4 protein-coding genes are annotated in these 19,443 nt (G+C 40.8%); 1 reads left to right on the top strand and 3 read right to left on the bottom strand.

Going from position 1 to position 19,443, the window contains the following annotated elements:
- Positions 1 to 30 precede the first annotated feature (30 nt).
- Positions 31 to 8,079, bottom strand: a complete 8,049-nt coding sequence (locus tag MHI12_RS09625) for an immunoglobulin-like domain-containing protein (protein ID WP_405172242.1) — start codon at positions 8,077 to 8,079, stop codon at positions 31 to 33.
- A 397-nt stretch (positions 8,080 to 8,476) separates the two neighbouring features.
- On the opposite strand from MHI12_RS09625, the gene MHI12_RS09620 reads away from it, so the two are divergent.
- Positions 8,477 to 12,088, top strand: a complete 3,612-nt coding sequence (locus MHI12_RS09620; RefSeq protein WP_405172241.1) for an S-layer homology domain-containing protein — start codon at positions 8,477 to 8,479, stop codon at positions 12,086 to 12,088.
- A gap of 481 nt (positions 12,089 to 12,569) precedes the next feature.
- Here the strand turns inward: MHI12_RS09620 and MHI12_RS09615 are convergent, their stop codons facing one another.
- Together MHI12_RS09615 and avs4 are read right to left on the bottom strand one after the other, a co-directional pair.
- A complete protein-coding gene (locus MHI12_RS09615; protein ID WP_405172240.1) occupies positions 12,570 to 14,330 on the bottom strand; it encodes a hypothetical protein in 1,761 nt (586 codons plus the stop codon).
- A 356-nt stretch (positions 14,331 to 14,686) separates the two neighbouring features.
- Complete coding sequence (avs4, locus tag MHI12_RS09610) at positions 14,687 to 19,408, bottom strand: AVAST type 4 anti-phage nuclease Avs4 (protein ID WP_405172239.1); 4,722 nt, start codon at positions 19,406 to 19,408, stop codon at positions 14,687 to 14,689.
- Positions 19,409 to 19,443 lie beyond the last annotated feature (35 nt).

Below are 19,443 nucleotides of genomic sequence, written 5' to 3'. Positions count from 1 at the left end.
TCAATAGCAACTGCCTTATACTTAACGTGTCTACATCAAACCCAACACATTATAGATCATCACTGCTGCTTCTGCACGGCTAGCATTCTTCTTCGGTGCAAACTCATTGTTACCTACACCGTTTATTATGCCTGCTCCCTGTATTGCCTCTACCGCTTGCTTCGCGTAGTTTGCGATGCTTGCTTCATCCTTGAAGGCTGTAGCTTCACCACTTGTTAACGCTAGTTGCTTCATTTGGACAGCCTTGTATACCATAACCGCCATTTCTTCTCGCGTAATGTTCTCATGAACTCCGAATCGTCCATTTGGTTTCCCGTTCACAATCCCCAGCTTCTGCGCGGTTGCGATATTTCCATGGTACCATTCTCCTTGCTTCACATCACTAAAACTTGTCGTTGCGCTCTCATCCGATAGCTCAAACAACTTCATCAGCATGGTGATGAATTCTGCTCTTGTCACTTGACCATTCGGATTAAACTCGCCGTCGCCTACACCCTTCACAATGCCTCTTGCTCCCAATGCTGAGATTGCATCTTTCGCCCAGTCTTGGGTCACATCCTTAAAGCTCGTTGCAACATACGCTACCGTATACTTGCTCAGATATGTTGGCTTGAACTCTACTTTCCCTGTCGCTGCATTGTATTTACCATTCGTCACGACTCTTAGCACTCCGTTGTCTTTCACATCGTATACGACGACGTTGTTTGGATTTTCGTTAGCCTTTAGTGTGTATGGCAATTCAATCACGAGATCATCTCTGCCATCAAACTCTGTAAGTTTCTTACCATCAATCGTTAGCTCAATATCGTATACGACCTCACCGTTCAGCTGAGCTTGTGCGCCAGCTGGCAGTTGATTAGCTGCGGTTTTCTTAATCGACAATCCTAACGTTTTCCCTGCACTTGTTCCTGTTCCAAGCAATTCGGTTGCCACGGTTACAACTGCAGAGCCTGTGTTGATCTCGATGCGATCTACCGTAGAAGATCCACTTGTTAAGCGCGCATCTACGGCTAGCTCAATCGTTAGCCCGTTCCAGCTTTGATCACCTTCAACTCGTACCTGTAGCTTACCGCCTGTCGTTTGATCAAGCGCACGCTTCATTGTATCCGCACTTAACTTCACTTCAGAAGTACCGCTCTCATTTACAACTGGTTTAATGTTTATTTGGCCGTTGTCCATGACCACTGGCTCACTTCCACCTGTAGCTGGTGGTGCTGTAGGTGCAGGGATGTTACCGTCACCGCTACCATTTCCATTACCACTGCCTGGTGCTTGTGGTGTTCCATCAACCAATGGTGTTACCGTTACCGTAGCGCTAGATGATAAACCACCATCCACTGTAGTTACTGTAATCCTTGCTGTTCCTGGTGCCACCGCTGTTACTTGACCTGTCGCACTTACAGTCGCTACAGCTGTATCGCTAGAGCTCCATGTTACTGCTTTTTTCGTTGCATTAGCTGGTGCAACCGTAGCTGTCAATTGCCCTGATTGACCTTCTACGATGGACAACGTCGTTTTGTCCAAGCTAATTCCGCTAACCGGTACGTTCTTCCCATTGAGTGCATCATACTCACTTTGTGTAATTGGAATTACCGTTCCGTGACGCGGACTAGCCGGTAAGTTGTAGTTAGAAGATAATGTCCAGAAACCTGATGCAAGATTTGTTGTCTCGAATGGAACATAACCTCTTCCACCAAACTCATCTACGAATAAATACCATTTTTCCTCGGTATTCGATTTGAAGATCGTTGGACCCTCGACCCATTTGATGTTACCAACGCCTTGATTAATCTTCTTGAAGGTGGGATCTAAGATCGAGTCACCCACCTCTTGGAAGATCATCTTGCCAAATGGAGCAGAAACTCCGTTGTTTTGCTCATCCTTCGTAAAGCGATACACTTTTCCTTCATGCTCAATCATCGTTGTGTCAATGATGGAATATCCATAATCCAAATATACTTGCGGTTCAGTAAACGTATAGAAATCTCTTGTCTTGCTATACATCATTTTTTGATAAGCATCGCCTGTATGGGATGCGTCATCAAACATTCTTGATGCCCAAAATACGATATATTCACCCGTTGTCTTGTCGTACATAATTTCTGGTGCCCATGTATTACCCGCTTCTTCCGGTGCAACCTCTACCATGCGTTGATCTGTCCAGTTGACTAGATCATTCGATTCCCAAATCATAATGGAACGACTGCCCCATGTCTGTGCTCTACCCCAGTTACCATTGCCGTTAATTTTCAGATCGGTAGCGATCATGTAGAACTTATCACCTTCAGGCGAACGAATAATGAACGGATCACGTACACCCTTCTCCCCTAAGGTAGAGGTCAATACAGGTTTACCATCATTCAATTCTCGCCAGTTCAACGGATCATTGCCGTTACTTAGCGCAAAGTAAACTTGCTCGCCTGTTGCAGTACCTTCTCCAGTGAAATATGTGAAAAAGTATCCCGCATAATTTTCATCAGCAGGCAGTTCCTTCACCTTTGCAATGAATTCCTTCGTAGTGGATGCTGAATTTAATTTAATCGTAGCTGTAAGCTTCACGTCCACATTTCCACTACCGTGTGCCGGACGTTTTACTTCTCCAGTAACTGAAACGACGTTTGGTTGAGCAGAAGCCCAAGTAATTGTTGTTCCGTATAGTCCAGATGCTGGTAGTGCTATGTGACCTCTTACATCATTAATGTTATGAACGACTAGTGTTGCTTTTGCTTCATCTACAGAAGTGACATCGTTTGGCAATGCCTTAACCGTCAACTGAAAAGTTTTGTTAACTGTCTCTGTACCATCTGTAAATACTGCTGTTAACGTTACAACTTGATCACCTTTTGCGTTAGCTGGTCTGGTTACGGCACCTGTAGTTGAGATGACATTCCCCTTATCTGAAGTCCAGCTTATTGTTGTGCCATAAGCACCCGATGTTGGCAATGTGACATTGCTTATAATCGCATCTTTTGATGTATTAGAAGCAAGAAGATCATTAATCGTTAATTTCTCTGTCGCAGCTGATACAAGCATGCCCTCCATCAAAGCAATCTTCTGATCTGCATGAGCCTTAAGTGATGTAATATCTGCCGCAGTCATAGCACCATCATAGATTTGGAAGTCTGCAATCATACCGCCGAAGTATGGATCAGCTGTATAGAATGACTTACCGATGTACCCACTACTACCTAAAGTATTTTTTATTTGTTCTAGTGTCATTCCATTCGTTGAGCCTGATGCAACAGCAACACCATCAATATAAAGCGTTAGTGTACCATCCGTGCCTGAAACAACAGTCGTAACTACTTTCCATTCATTATTCTTTAAGCCTGTGGTAGAAGTTGAAGACTCATTATTCCAAGCATTTGTCGCGATACCAAGACGAGCTAGACCGTTAGCATTATAACGTGGTGTGAAGTACGTATAGTGCGTGTTATTGTCTGGTCTTCCTAATGCATACATCCACTCCGCAGCGTTTTTACCGCTCCAGTTCACAATGGATGAAACGGTCATATCCGTTAATCCATCAAGTACTCCTTGTGGTAGCTCTACATAAGAGTCCGCCCCGCCCCCAGTAAAGCTCAGCACACCAGCATCTTGTGTACGAATCCATTCTGCTTTAGACGGATTCATCCATTTTCCGTTGAAGTTTCCTGTTTGGTCAATAACCGTCGCACCATCGATATCATTCATATCGTAGTGAAGAATGAGCTCTGCCCCGGATGGCTGCTCTACTGGAGGAGTAACGTCTTCATCAGCTAATGTTGCAATCTCTTCAACGGATAATGCACGATTATAAATACGGAAATCATCAAATTTACCATCAAATAAACTATGAGAGCTATTTCTCGATTTACCAATATAATTCATCGTTGTTTCCAGTAACATTCTCGGCTCAACGTTAAATGTCGAGCTACGTTTAACCTCTTGACCATTCACATACAATACTGCATCAAATTCATCCATTGTAATGGCAACATGCTGCCAAGTCTTCGTAGGTAATAGTCCAGCATTTCTCACCGCATATTTATATTCTGATCCGAGTTTCGTGCTGTCATTGCTAAATTTCTCTGTAAAAGGTGTTACGACAGCAAACTCTAGACTACCTGTATCACCTTGTGTGCTCAAGTACATGGTGTTGCGGTTAACCTGTCTGCCTGTGTCGGAAGCAAAATCAAATATTCTCTGATTGGCTTGATTTCTGTCCATTTGAACCCATGTTGAGAACGTAGCCTTCTCAAGATTCAAGGATTGAATCAAGTTATCTGGCAGCTTCACATATCCTGTTGAACCATTAAGCTCTAGTGCACCACCCGTTTTACCGATACGATCCTCTTCATTAATCGTTGCTCCACCTACTAGTGTTGCGTGATGACCATTGCCAGAAATGTCATTCACGGTTGTACCATTCACTGTATTTGCATCAAATGAGTAATGTACAACCGGGTCCGTTGATGGTGCTGGACCTTTCCATGCATACTTTTCTTGCAAAGCATCATACTCTGCACGTGAGATTGGAATTACCGTTCCGTGTCGTGGTCCTGGCGGAAGTGCATATTGATCACTACTTAATACATTGTTCATATATTGCGTGCTACTATCCAGATCTGTTGTATACCGGACATGATATGGCCATGAATCAAGGAACAGATACCATTTGTCTTTATGAATATCTTTAAAAATCGTTTGCCCTTCATTATTTCCATTTTTTCCGATCAAGCCAAGTTTATTATCACGTGTACCCGGAACAGCGTTGTATTGAAGGCCATTTGCAGCAATACCATCCTTGTCATAGTAGAAGTTTGGTGCTTTCTCCACATACACTTTGGTATTCACTTCTGATTTGGTGAATCGGTACAACATATCATTATGATCAATAAACGTTGTATCAATTGTCGGAAGTGACTCATCAATCATGACCTTTGGCTCAGAGAAGTTATAGAAGTCTCTTGTTGTTGCGTAGTACATCACATTGTACTGACCTTCCGGTCTTCCGTTATAATCACCATATGTCTCTGTGTTTTTCATCGATGATGCCCAAAATACGATATACTCTCCAGTTACTGAATCATAGATCGCTTCTGGTGCCCACGTATTTCCTCCAGTCTTAGGAGCAACCTCGATCATACGCTGCTCGCTCCAATGAACGAGATCCTCCGACTCCCAAATCATCATGTAATGACTACCCGTAATTTGAGCTTGGTCAAAATTTGTACTTTCGCCCATTTTCAAATCGGTTGCCAGCATATAGAATTTATCACCTTCTGGTGACCGAATAACGAATGGATCACGAAGTCCTTTTTCACCCATATCGGATTGAAGGATCGACTTACCGTTATTCAACCCTTTCCAGAACAATGGATCTTCAGCTGTAGCGAAGGATATCTCTTCACCGCCCTCATATTCACCTGTAAAGTACGCAAAAAAGTAAGCATCATGCTGTACTGGCGCAATTGCTTGTTTAATCGTAACGTTAAACGTAAGCTCTTTAGAAGCTGCACCATTTGTAATAGTAGCGATTAGCGTAACGGGTATATCCGTAGCTTGACGGCTTACCCAGCCTAATTGTGTAGCGTTACCAGCCGCTTCAGCCGTTCCTTTAACAACCGCCGGCCTGCTGGATGTCCATGTAATGGTGGAGCCTTGTTCACCTACAGTGACAAGACGTAAGTTCCCTTTAACATTGTCCGCGTTGTAGATCTCTAATTGTTCAGCATCCAGATCAACCTTCTGCTGATCATCGAATTGCTTCAAGATCGTAACAGGGAATACAGCAGTTGTAGATACGCCTTGATACGTTAAAGTAGCCGTAAGCTCTGCTTGAACATCACCTGCTTGAACAGCCGGACGTTGTACAGTGCCACTGTTAGAAATGACCGTAGGGTGACTAGAACTCCACGTAATATTCACGCCATTTTTACCGCTTGTCGGTAATGTAACGTTTCTCGTTATCTTATCGGTGCTTTTATCGCCTTCACCTAAGTAACGACTGATGTCAAGTTGATTCGCTGCATCATCAACAGTGAGCTGACGTATTTTTGAGATGTGAGTTGCTCCCTCTTGTTGATATAACTCGACTACTTCTTGCTCCGTCAACGCACGATCATATACTTGGAAATCAGCCACGCTACCTTGAAGGTATGGATCGTTTGAGAAGATGGACTTACCGATAAAGCCAGAGAACGTAGCATCCGGATTAATAATGTCTGACAGCTTTAGTCCCTTCGTATTACCTGAAGCAACCTTAACTCCATCAACGAATAATGTGATCCTGTTGCTAGCTTCAGAGAAGGACACCGTTACATGCTTCCACTGTCCACCGATCAGGTTTGAGTTTGCGCCACCTGTAACTAATGCTTCGTTTGGCCAGCCATTTTTGGAGATACCTGTAGCGATCATATTACCTGATCCACTACCGTGACGTGGTGTTACAAAAAAATATTTGTTCGTTTCCGGCGTTAACACCGTACCCAAACCAAAAATCCAGCGATTCGTACCATCATTCGTCCAGTTCACGATGGAAGATACGGTGATTTCATTCAGACCTTGTAATAGATCCAGTCCATTGGAGCCCTTGGGAATCTCAACATATCCACTGTCCGATGTAGAGCTTCCACCATTAAAGGAAATAAAGCCAACTTCACTATTTGAAATGAATTGTCCATTGTTTGGATTTTTAAATATTCCGTCAAATGTAACTGCCTTGTTGGCAACATCCTTCAGTACGAGTTGACCGTCTACTTCTTCAGTCGTCTTCATGTTGTAATGAAGAATAAGATCATCTTTTAGCGATTTTCCCTTAACGGTAACGGCTGATGTAGCTGTAAACTCTCCATCTTCAGTCTGTACCGTAATTGTGGCTGTACCTTCACTAACAGCTGTAACTTTACCCGTTGAATTGACAATCGCTACACTGGAGTCACTAGATGTCCAGATAACTCTTTTATTTGTTGCATTTGAAGGTGAAATAGTAGCTACTAATATCTCGCTGTCCCCCACTGATAAAATAAATGTAGGTTCATTAAGCAAGACACTCTTAACGGCAATTTGCTCAATAGAGTCATCCTTAGGTAGTAAAGTAACAATAAACTCCTTCTTTGCCTGGCTTCCACCTAAAGAAATGGTTGCAGTTAACGTCACTTGTTGCTCCATTTCTCGTAAGAACACTTCCCCGGTTGGACTAATCGCACTCTCATCACTAGAAGTCCATGAGATCATTGCGCCATTCTTATCTTGAGTAGGCAGTTCAAGAGATTCTGTAACTGCCGATATATCACCTAACGTTAGCTCTATTTTGCCTTGTTGTATTTGCTTTTCATTAAACGATTGTTCATATACTACAGCGATATCTTCATTATTTAGTGCCTCTCCGTAAATTCTTAAATCTTGAAAGCTGCCCGCAAAAGTAGCATCCCCTAAATAATTGGAGCGACCGATGTAAGCATGCAAATCCGTACCAAAACTTGCTGTTGTTTTCTCTTTGGCGATCGTGCCTATGCTTACGCCGTTAATGTAACCTGTAATAGAGCTTTCTGTAATAACCGTTGTATAGTGAACCCATTGACCTTTGTACTGTGACGTAGAAGTGCCTGATACTCCTACCTCAGTCGTCCAAGGCTGGTCAACATTATTGCTATTCGTAAATACTGACTTAAAATCACCACTTGGATTCGATGGATTCAACATCCAGTAATTTGTTGGCAAGTTATTGCCAGCTGCTGGCGTACCGTAGAATAATGCGGAGTAGTTCCCACTCCCCGTGTTATTCTTGATCCATACAGATATCGTTGTATTTTCTTGATTATCAAACAAACCCGTAGGAAGCTGAACGTAGTTCGTACTACTATCGGTCCCTCCAGGTAAAGTAAGACCATCAGCATACGTAATGTTGCCTATAGCCGTTCCATGTTTGCCATTACCGGATGTATCCTGCACATCCTCAAGCAATGGATAATGTGCCAACATCGTTGGTGTTACGGGGTCCGCTGAAGCTTGATTGTTAAATGACAGAACAAGACTCAAACAGTTACTGAAGGTCAAAAGTAAAGCTAACGTTATGATTGAAATCCGCTTTCGCATAGCATTCTTCCCTTCGATTAATTTTCAGAAGCATACAACCCATATCTCTCACCTTTAAAACCAGACCACCTCGCTCAAGGAAATAGAGATACGTTTTTTAAAAAAAAGAATGCGCTTACATTTCTTCTCATATTACGTCTTCAACACTTCCAATTCAATGTAGTATCTTGTTAATAAGGTGGATTTTTTTATTGTAATTCCCGCAAACTTCAACACTATCCCTATGCTTCGAAGTAATCGTTTTCATTCTTAATATACTCTATAGGTAAATTAAAGGATTGAACGCCTGATAAACATAATATATATAGTTGGGCGCTTGTCATATGGACAACGTGTCCGAATACGATGCGGTAAGCCGTGGGCGCACCGGATCGAAAAATAAGGAGGATTTTCATTTATGCCAAAACGATTTAGCAGAATGCTCGTGTTCCTCTGTTGCTTGGTAATGGTGGCGTCGCTAATGCCTACCAGCTATGCCGCCGCCACTGACAACATCGAGAACGCAGAAGCGAATGAAACACCCACCGCCATTTTTGGAACTCCCGAACTCGGGTCAAACGACCCACTCTGGGACCAGACCATGGAGCATCACATCAACAAAAGCACTGTGCCCGCCGATCCCAGACCCCATGCCACGGGCACAGCCAGAATCCTTTGGGACCATGACTACCTGTATTCCAGAGTAGTTGTGAATGACAGTAATCTATATCAGGGAGCTGGCGGAGATCACCAGTACGACAGCCTGGAGTTTTATGTCGGCACCGGAACCGGAGGCTCAAACCAATGGCGCGTCAGCGCGACGGGCGTGTTCTCAGGGCAGGCCGCTCCGGGCAGAGCTGCATGGACCCAGATCACGGAAACAGGATATATCGTGGAGATGAGAATACCCAAAAGAACCTTGACCTTGGAGGAGGGCAAGCTTACCTTTGAGGTTTATATTAATAACTCAACGGAAAAGGGCGGTGACCGCTATGAAGTCGTTTCCAGTTTCGGAGATCCGGACGCGGCTTACACCAGCGCTGCTTCTTTTACAGACAGCCTGCAGCTCTCTTTAGCCAATGAAGTGGACACCAGATTCTCAATCACCGCCACTGCGGGACCGGGCGGCCGAATAACGCCGAACCCACCCGGCGATGTGCTGAGAGTAGATAGGGACTCTAACAAAGAATTTACGTTTACCCCCGATTCCGGCAAAATTGTGGATACCGTAACGGTAGACGGCGAGACCGCGACTCTATCTGCTGGCACTTATACCTTTTCGAATATTGAGGCTGACCATACAATTCACGTAACATTCAAAAACGATCCGGACGCGGGGCTGCTTCCCTTTGTTGTATGGAATGACAACTTCGCCAGTGGCGAGTACACAACGGCTGTCATCATTGACTTAGGCGAGGGGAAGGCAGCGTTAGGCTCCGCTCTTAATCCGGACTTGTTTGCCTTATCGGCTAGGAACACAACCCTGAACGGCGAAGCAGTGACCTTTGAAGGACCACGCAAAATCACAAGGGTATACGCTAATGACGAACCGAAGGTACGCGGCTATGTGGGGCAGGTTAACAATTCACCAGATTATCAGGACGGACTGGCAAGCGGCCGTTACATCGTAGTTGAGTCTGAGTTTTATTCAGCGAGCGGCGGCAAAACAACGCTGGATGGCAGCAGTAACTCGACAAAGCAGGTTTACAACATCGTCCCAAACGGAGAGATCGTAATGACAGAGGGGAGTCCACTTCGCAACGTGGTTTTTGAACAGGAAAAAGTTGTGAATCCGATCCTTGACAAGTTTACAACATTCACGGACAATTCGGTCAATCGCTCGCTCTACCTTCACAAGGATGAAGACGGTAAAGTGATCAAAGGATTGCCGCTGTATGTTTATACTCACGGCATGTCACGCGGCGGTACAAACGCTGCGACAGACCAAAAAGCGGCCATGAAATCCGCCAACGGCTCGGTCGCTCTAATGAAAAAAATGGAGAAAAATCCTGACAAGTACGCCAGCCATGTACTGAATATTTCCTATAATGGCGTATCTGTTCCCTCAACAGAGAATGTTAAGAAGGTCATAGACGCCCTGATTGCCAGCGGCGAAGTAGATCCTAATCGTGTTTACGCAGCAGGCTTCTCCTGGGGCGGCCAGTATACGAACAACTTAGTTAACAGCTACCCTGGCTTCTTCGCTGCCGCCGCACCTATGGCCCCGGTAAGCGGTTCACCGAACGCTAAGGACAATGACGCTCACAACAACCTGGCCTATTGGATGTTTTTAAATGCTCATAATGTTGGAGGCTACCAGACTAACCTCAATAACTTTATCAATAACAATATGCCGAAAATGATCAACGCGAGGGCTTCGCGCTTTGAGAGTAATGAGGTCCTTACGTGGCCCTACAATCAATTTGATCAGCCGAACCTGAGGCCGAATCCGGCCAACACACCTGTTCTGGCTGATTACATAGCGCACGAAGTTGAAGCGGCGGTTCTTTACAACCAGATAACTATGGGGAATTGGAGCATAGCTCCCACGGCGCAGTCCTCTAACTTGCCAGCTTGGAACAATGACTACACAGACGTCTTTGAATGGATATTCGCACAGAGAAAACCGGTCGTGCCCGGTGCTCCGAGTGGCTTCAAGGCGACAGCGGGTGACGGACAGGTCACATTGAGCTGGACCGCCCCTGCTGACGACGGTGGCAGTGCGATATTGGGCTACAAGGTATGGTATGGCAACGTGACGCCGGTCACATTGGATGCGGCGAAGACCAAATATACCTTCAAGGACCTGACAAACGGCCAAGGCTACAGCTTCACCATTATCGCGATGAACGCGAAGGGAGACGGCGCGGAGATCAGTGCGACGACGCCGATGAAGACGTCGACTCCCACTGTGCCTGATTCTGGCGGCAATACGGGCAACACCGGAAATACCGGCAACATCAGTAATGCGGGCAACACCGATAATACGGGCACAGACGCTGGAACGCCGAAGTCGACCTACACAGTGAATACACCGAAGGATAAGCCTGCGGTCACAGACAAAAACGGTAACACCACCCTCCCCGGTGGCGGCGAGATTGCGACCAAAGGCGGGACGAAGATTAAGGTACCCGAAGGCACAACGATAGACTCAAACGGTAAGGTAACCATTCCGGCAGACAAGAGCGCCGAAGTGACACTACCCGGCGGCAACAGCACAGTGACCATTTCGGGAGGATCGACGATAGCGAGCGACGGTACGGTTACAGTAGGCGGCAAAGACGCGCATGTGACCCTGCCCAACGGCAACCGTGTGGATATTCACGGCGGATCGAAGATACGGAGCGGCGGAGCGGTTGTGGTAGGACCGAGCGGCGCAAAAGTTAGCTTAGATAACGGCATGTCGCTGAACATCCGTGAGGGTACGGAGCTGGCGTTTGATGACGCCACCCCACTGGGCTTCCTCGTGCTATCGGGCAATCCTTTCAGGGATGCCAACATGGACGACTGGTTCTACAACGATATAAATTTCGCCTACACATACGATCTTTTCAACGGCACGACGTCCACGACGTTCTCACCCCGCACCGCAATGACGCGTGCAATGTTCGTGCAGGTACTGGCCAATCTTGAGAACGTAAACCTCTCCAGCTACACGAGCTCCCGCTTTAACGACGTGACGGACGGACAATGGTACACCGCGGCAGCCGAGTGGGCAGCCGATAAAGGCGTAGTCAACGGTACAAACGCAGACCTGTTTGACCCCAATTCACCGATGACGCGCGAGCAGATGCTGGTGATACTGTACAACTACATGAAGTACAAGGGCTATGAGCTCCCTGAAAGCCATTCTAAGTCCTTCACGGACGAGAGTGAGATCAGCTCCTGGGCATTGGAGGCCGTTCAGGCACTGCGGGACATCGGCATTGTAGTAGGCAAGCCGGACAACTTTTTTGCTCCCAAAGCCACCGCCACCCGCGCCGAAGTAGCCACGATCTTTGTAAGATTCGTCGAATATCCGGCTAACTGAAAGCGTATACAGATAAATGCAGACCCTTCCGGTTGGACAATATCCAGCCGGAAGGGTCTGCTTGTTTTCAAACTGTACTTTTTTTGACAACTCCACAGTCAGGACTTTAAACCCTCTATTTTTGCATCTAGAATATTCCTCAACAGGCTCGTCACCAAGTCCAAAAATTCTAATTAATTAATGCATGTTCTGATTTATTTCACGCACATAAAAACGCCATCGCAATAATGTGATGGCGTTCTTATGGAGCCTAGGGGATCGAACCCCTGACCTCATCGCTGCCAGTGGAGCGATAGGGTTCTGAGTGTTAAGAGAATCGCGGAGGAAAGCCTTGAGCGACAAGGCTTTATTTTGTTTTTTTATTTCTATGTTCGAGTTTCGTGTAAAGCTCGGAAAAGAGAAAGTGTGACCAGAAATGTGACCAAAACATTATTAAACATTGTTAAATCATATTTTCTTATCATCCTACAAACTCAATTGTTTAGAAAAACTCAATGAATTGCCCCTTATTGGCCTTATGTTTCCACTCTTTAAATATCTTAATTGCATATTCGTAGTTCCAAACTTCATTTTTATCCTCATCAATTGATACAGCGGCATTTAAAATTAAAACAACACAGTATCTAAGCCATTCAACATAAATACTAATATCTTTTTTTCCAGTAAGTGCGCCATGTACTAATCCATTTCTGATTCGATACAATCTGCTGACGAGTAACTTGTATTTCTCTTCCAATTGCTTAATTATGTTTTTTTGATGATTGATATCAGAGTTTAATTTATTTAAGAAATCAATTCTATACTTAATAAAATCATCATCAGTATAATTTTTAAATGCTAATAAATTTTCAATAAACAGACTAGGGTCTACTTTGGAATGGAACTCATTAAAACCGCTAATATTAGCTAATTCAGTTGGAAACTTCATGACACTACCAATACCAAAAAACCTGTTTCTGAAATATGAATAAAGCCCCCATAATTCATTTCTGAATGTTACTTGAGATAGAACACACGCCAAATCATTGAGCATTTTGGTTTTGATATTGCTAGAATTTTGTCCCACCAAATATTCAAGAGCTACCCAATAATTCACAAATTTGACGTGGTTGTCGGACTCATCTTGCCCCCTGTTATACCAATGAATTACTCTTAATAAATTCTCTTTAAATTCAGAATTATTAACCATAAAAAAATTATTTAATTGGCTATTTCTATTAGTTATATCGTTTAATATTCTATCTGTTAATCCTCTAGGGTAATAGTCTACTTCCGTTAACTTGGATTTTCTTCTTTTTCCTTCAGTTGTAATAGATTCTAAATATTGATTTCCATTGCTATGGTCATAAACCAGGTACAAATCACTAATTCTCACATTACTAATTGGGTAATTAAACTTAAGAATTTGTAATACGTCATCGATTTTATTTTTTGCTCGTAATAATCCTTGACTGATACCTGAAGCATTGATTTTGAGCCGAGCATGGCAATCAGTATATTCAATCTCATAATGGTCTTGATCACTCTTCCTCGTTCCAGCACGATAACCCTTTAAAAGTTCTTGATCTTCAGGATTCATAATGTATACTTCATCTGAAAAGATTTCTTCTTTCTCTCTCCAACGCAACAAATCTTCTCTAATTGGATTGTAAAATAGTACATCATCAATTCTAATTGATTTAACATATATCTTTAAACCTGTAATTTTAAAAATAAATGTATAACCTTTACTTTCATTATCAATTGGTAACCAAATAAACTCTCTAAATAACTCCTCAATTTTATCGATGATTCCACTTGATTCATAACTGAATGTTGATTTTGTAAGTTCTTCTTTTATTTTTTCGTAATCAAGTTCTCGAAGTAATATCTCACAAATATAGTCACTTGCAAGTGATTTAATTTTGTTGTAACAGTCATCTAACTTCTCGCTATTGTATATGACATCATCTATTTCGCAAATTATGTCATTTAAAATATGTGAAGTACTCACCTTTTCTATCATTAACTCAACTATTCCCGACAGAGTAGTTTTTGTAGATAGATATTCTCGTGGATTGTTAGACTGTTCGAACTCTGCAAAAATTCTTGTTAATTGCATAATTTCTTCGGATACTTTTTTTCTATAAAAGTAGTTATTATCCAAGTAGCTTTTGATTTCTTCTAAAAAAAATGTCAACCCCCCAAGACGACGTTCCTTTTGATATTTGTGATTTACTAATTCACTTTTTAATTCAAACATCAAACTCCTAAGGTTTACAAGATAATAATTCGAGTATATATCAATTCCATTAGATAAAAGGTGATGACAATACGATTTGAAAAATTTAATCTTGTCATGAATAGGTTCTCTGCTATCTATCATAGACTATCTCCAAACTCATATTATTTAATGTCTAAAACTCAATTACATTTATCGATTTTATTCATGTAAAGGGACATCCCGAGCACATTCTTAAATCAAAACCATCTTCGATTGAAAGAAACAGCCAGATATTTTGTTTGCTTTAAGCCTTTTCATATCAGCACTTGCATGCCAGGAAATGTACGCCACAGCGCTCAGAAAAATGTGATTATAAACAGAGATCAAGTAATTTCCTATAGAATTCTCTCCCTCAAAATATAGCCAACGACAGAACCTTTTTCTACCAAGAAATTTAAGATCACTAAAACCTCCTGCTTTTGTTTCTTTCCTCTTCTTATGTCTTCTATGTGTTTATAAATATGTTTTTTCATTATAGACTCTAGATAAAATACAGTATTTGTATCTAATTCCGAGTTCCATAACACCTCATTTCTATTTAATATTTCTGAAATCCAGACTACTCCTGGGAGTAAGTAGTTGATGCCAATACTATTTAAGAGCTTGGACAGGGCATATAAAGTAGAAGGACTGTGTCCTAACTCTTTGCAAATCTCTTTAAAAAATCTTTTGTCCTCTTCACGAAAGGTTTGCCACTCCGTTGCTGTTTCTTTCCATGGGGCATTTGCGAACAGGTAGCTTTTTATTATATCGCCAGTATACCGATACTGTTCTCCCTTTTTAACGAGGCCAACTACTTTCTCAAAAAAAGCATCCCATACTTTCCAAAAATTATATTTAGTACTAAGAGTATTCTCAGCAATAATAAACTGATCAAAAAGTTCCCCGAAAACCTTTGAGCTATTAAAATTTTCAATAAACGGCTTTAAATACAAGGGTATATACGTTTCAGCAGAGCCTAAAACCAAGTTTGAGAATTTGATTAAAAAATCACGTTTAATACAGTAGTCTACTCTATCCTCTCTTCTATCTGATGCCACTTTAGTTGCAAATTTAGTTATTATATCTATTGCAATTTGCATATGTTCAGGATTATCAGTTCCTAATGGAATTAATTGAAAAGCTTTTATCAAGTAGCCTAAATCCATCTCGTTAATTGCTTCTAGTTCATTTAATGTAATTTTATTTGCTAAAATTCTTTCTATATCATTTTCAAAATCACACTCCAAAATCTCAATTATTTCATTTTCACCCACGCGTCGATATCTATTTTGCTTCTGACTATCTTTACGAAGTTTTTCGCGAATCGAATTATATTTGGGTACTAAAAACAAATACCCAACTAAAATAGAGTGAGCATCTTCAAAACTCAAATCCCACAAATCCTTTAGAATTGCATTAACGGAGAAGTCTGAAAAGTCAGCATACTGACCAATGCTATTCGGGTCAAAAAGTATCATTAACAAAATAAATTTGACAACCTTCTTTTCATTGGGAAATTCATGCATAAGTATAGGCAATACTGAAATTGCAGATTCCACTCCGTCTGAAATCTGGTACTGGTAGCCCTCTCTGAACGAAGAAGTGGCTGCTTCCAATATAATTAATTTACAGAATTCTCTATCTTTATCAGTAAACACATCACGAAAATTCCTAAATAATACAGCAGAAGCCTCTGAAGGAATTGAATGATTCATTAGAAAGAACTCTTCATATTCATAATGCTCTGTTTCAGAGAATAGTTCAAACTTTCCAATAATCTCCCGTACTTCCTTAAGTACAAGTTTAGGATCATCCTCATAACTAGTGTATTGCTTATACTTATCATCATTTTTAATTCTATAATGCGCCCAAAGCTTTAATGAAGTATACTTCATCTTTTCAGAATTTTGTCTTATTGAAGTTTCACTATAATCACGAACCTCTGGTTCCAGTTCAGGATTAAAGCTTATAATAACATCTCCATCCTTTTCCTCTATAGTAGGGCTCATTCTTCTTCTATCCATTCTTGCCAAATAAAGCTTCCAAGTTTTTGTATGCTCATCTTCAACTAATGCTTCAGACAATTCCTTATAGTGTGAATCCAAAACAGCCCAAATTTTATTTTGTCTTTGTTCTGCTTCCTCTTCACTAATCCCTTGAGTACTAAAAAATTGATATTCAAGGGCAATATGTTCGAGACTCTTTGATCTATGCTTGGCATTACAGGTTTCAATACGCTCGTCCTGATAAAGTTTAGAACTATAGTTTAATCCATATCCAATGGAGTAATTAAATTTGGCAGATTGATCAAGAACCATTCTACTTGTGTCATAAAAAAACAATTCTTTAGTCTTAAATAAATCGATTGCAACATTAAATGTTTTTTCTGGGTATGCTAAAACAATACTTACTACAATCGCTGTTATAGAGGCTGATTTAGAATTTTTCAGTAAATATAAAAGCCATTCTTCCAATACTTTAGCTTCTAGGTTTTTAGCCGTCTCTAGAAATACCTTCTCCAAAGCCATGTGCATTGATTCCAGAACATACGGTGCGACCTGAGTTCCTCTGTAGACATTCCATAGCCTATTGCAAATAAACTGTTCATTATTGTTATCTCTTGTGCGGAGTTCGATCATTGTAACTTCGTTTTGTCCAAAATCGGACTGCACAAAACATTCTACTGCCCTATTAGTAAAATTTAAAATAAAATTTATTGTTTGAGTAAATTCTGTTTTCAACAACCAATATATTGGAGTTTGATATGCGCTTGCTGGGAAATAATTATCTAACCGTTTATCAATCCCAAAATCTTCTTCTATACCTGAATCCGAGTGAAATCTATCATCTCTTTCACTCGAACGAAACCAAAATAAATCTCCTAGTTTTAACACATACTCTGGTAATGCTTTGGCAACCTCCATATTCACAAATGTTTTAGTCAGTATCATTTCATTCAGATCATAGTAAGGTGCTCTATAATTTTTCAACTTGTTAGTTAATACTTCATCAAGAATAGTAGCTAACTCTTCTTTGAGCTCTCCAGCGCCATACAAAATTATTTCTATTATTTTATCTTTAAAATCTTCATCACGAGGAATATATACTTTCTTTTTGATTAACCATTGATAGTATTTGAGAGCAATTAGACCTGAAAATCTCGTAGTATCTCCTTGCCTGAATTTTGTATTCCAATCATGTAGAATAGGTAATATAAAACCAACATTTTTTAATCCTATTTCCTTCAAATTATCATATATAAATTGAATCAGGCTACTCCATCCATTCCCTTTGGGTTTAGTAAATATGTACTGAATAGATAAAAAATCGATATTCTTAGAACCCAACTGTGGAAAACTATCGTCCACTTCTTTACAAGAAATTCTCAACAAGAAAGAGACCCTGTGCAACAATTCTTTATCTTTGTCCAGAAATACTCTCTTCAACGAACCAAAAAAATATTGGGAGTGGTCACAAAGTAATACCGAAATCATTACTTCGTCCTTCCAAAACCCGATTACTTGCTCATCATCAATTATTTCTTCAATGAATTCTTTAACAAAAACATTCTCAAGATAAAGCTTCTCTGACATCCAGTTTCTAAAGCTCCTACGAATTGCAAAAGAATCCCCTATTTTTTCAAAAAAGTCAATGTTACTTTCCTTTTTAGAAAACTCAGATTCTATTATTTTTTCTAATGCCCACTCTTCATAAATATCATGAGTAATAAAGTAACCAGCAGTTTCATAACCAAGTACACCCTCATGAACAAAGGCTTCCAAATTGACATCATTTGAACCCAAAGTTACATAAAATTGATTTTCATTAGCTCTCTTGAACGCAATTTGTAAGAAACATTGTTCCCTAGATGGCTTCGCTTTTTTAATTATTTTATTCCATAACAGTTCTTTGAATTTCAAATATCCAATGTTGCTACCTCCAGTATAGAATTTCAAATACTCATTTAAATAAAAAGGATTTGTAATTAACTCCAGCAATTTATAGTCATTTGGAAGATCAAAGTTATAATTTTCCGCTAAGTATCCGAGTTCCTCGTGATTTAATTTACTAACATACATTCTGGAAGGTCTTAATTGGAAATGATCAATGAAATGAATATCAAGATCAACTAGATATCGGCTTCTTGCAGTAAAAACAATCCTCCATCCAGCTTGAAGTATTTCTGAGAGAAATTCTTTAAATGGATTATGATTATTTAAATCCATTAGCTTTTCGGCAGAGTCTATTACAAAGATTTTCTTGCTATCATTGTGATGAACATCAATAAAATCCTTTAAACTGGCATTCCTAAATAAAAGATCAACATTGGCAACTTCAAACTCACTCGCTTTCATTAAATAGAAAGGGACACTATTACCAAAATCTTTGTATAGTTTTTTAACAACCGCTGTTTTCCCAACCCCGCCTTCTCCACTTAAGACTATTATTGAATTTTGCTCCAACTCAGCATTCAAATTTTGCAGAAGCTTGCTTCTATCCAACTCTATAATGTGCTCATTGAAAGTAATTGACGTTTGAATCTCCAACAGTAAAGATTCTGTATGCCTCCTCATATTTGTGATTGTATCCATTATGTTCTTTTGTAGACTGAAGAAGTAACGAGTTATTAAATTATTTTCTATTGTCACAAAAGGGGATTCAAAATAACTTGCTGTTCTCCACTCAACTTGAATATTCTGTTTTTCAGCTTCTTCCTCTACCGCGAGTTTTACCTCAGAATCACTTTGAAGTTTCCCTTGTCCCCATTCTTGGTTAGTAAAAAGGATAATCTTCGTTAAGTCGGGGTAGCTACCTTTGCTTTTTTTCAACATCTCTATTAGATCAACTTTGTGCGCAGATAATGTGGTCTCATAAAATTTTGCCTGCCATCCAATCACTTCGTTTTCATGGATTATAGGATTAGTTTCAATACCGGACTGATTCTTGTAACGAAAAATACCTAAAGGCAACTTAAATTCAACACAAAAGAGTAAGTAACAAAGCCATTCAAAATTACTTTGCGGATTCTCACTAAACTTTGCTTTAAATATATTCCAATCCGGTTTAGTTATCACATTATCGCCTCCATAGTACTCTTTAGTTCAAGTAT

The sequence above is a fragment of the Paenibacillus sp. FSL H8-0280 genome (genome assembly GCF_045040665.1).
Classification (GTDB): domain Bacteria; phylum Bacillota; class Bacilli; order Paenibacillales; family Paenibacillaceae; genus Paenibacillus; species Paenibacillus xylanexedens_A.
Note: the sequence above shows the minus strand (reverse complement) of the source record. Positions and strands in the feature narration are given on the sequence as shown.

Bases quoted from the DNA above. Each gene is read 5' to 3' on its own strand.
- MHI12_RS09615 (WP_405172240.1), bottom strand. From the start codon at position 14,330: ATGTTTGAATTAAAAAGTGAATTAGTAAATCACAAATATCAAAAGGAA.
- MHI12_RS09625 (WP_405172242.1), bottom strand. From the start codon at position 8,079: ATGCGAAAGCGGATTTCAATCATAACGTTAGCTTTACTTTTGACCTTC.
- MHI12_RS09620 (WP_405172241.1), top strand. From the start codon at position 8,477: ATGCCAAAACGATTTAGCAGAATGCTCGTGTTCCTCTGTTGCTTGGTA.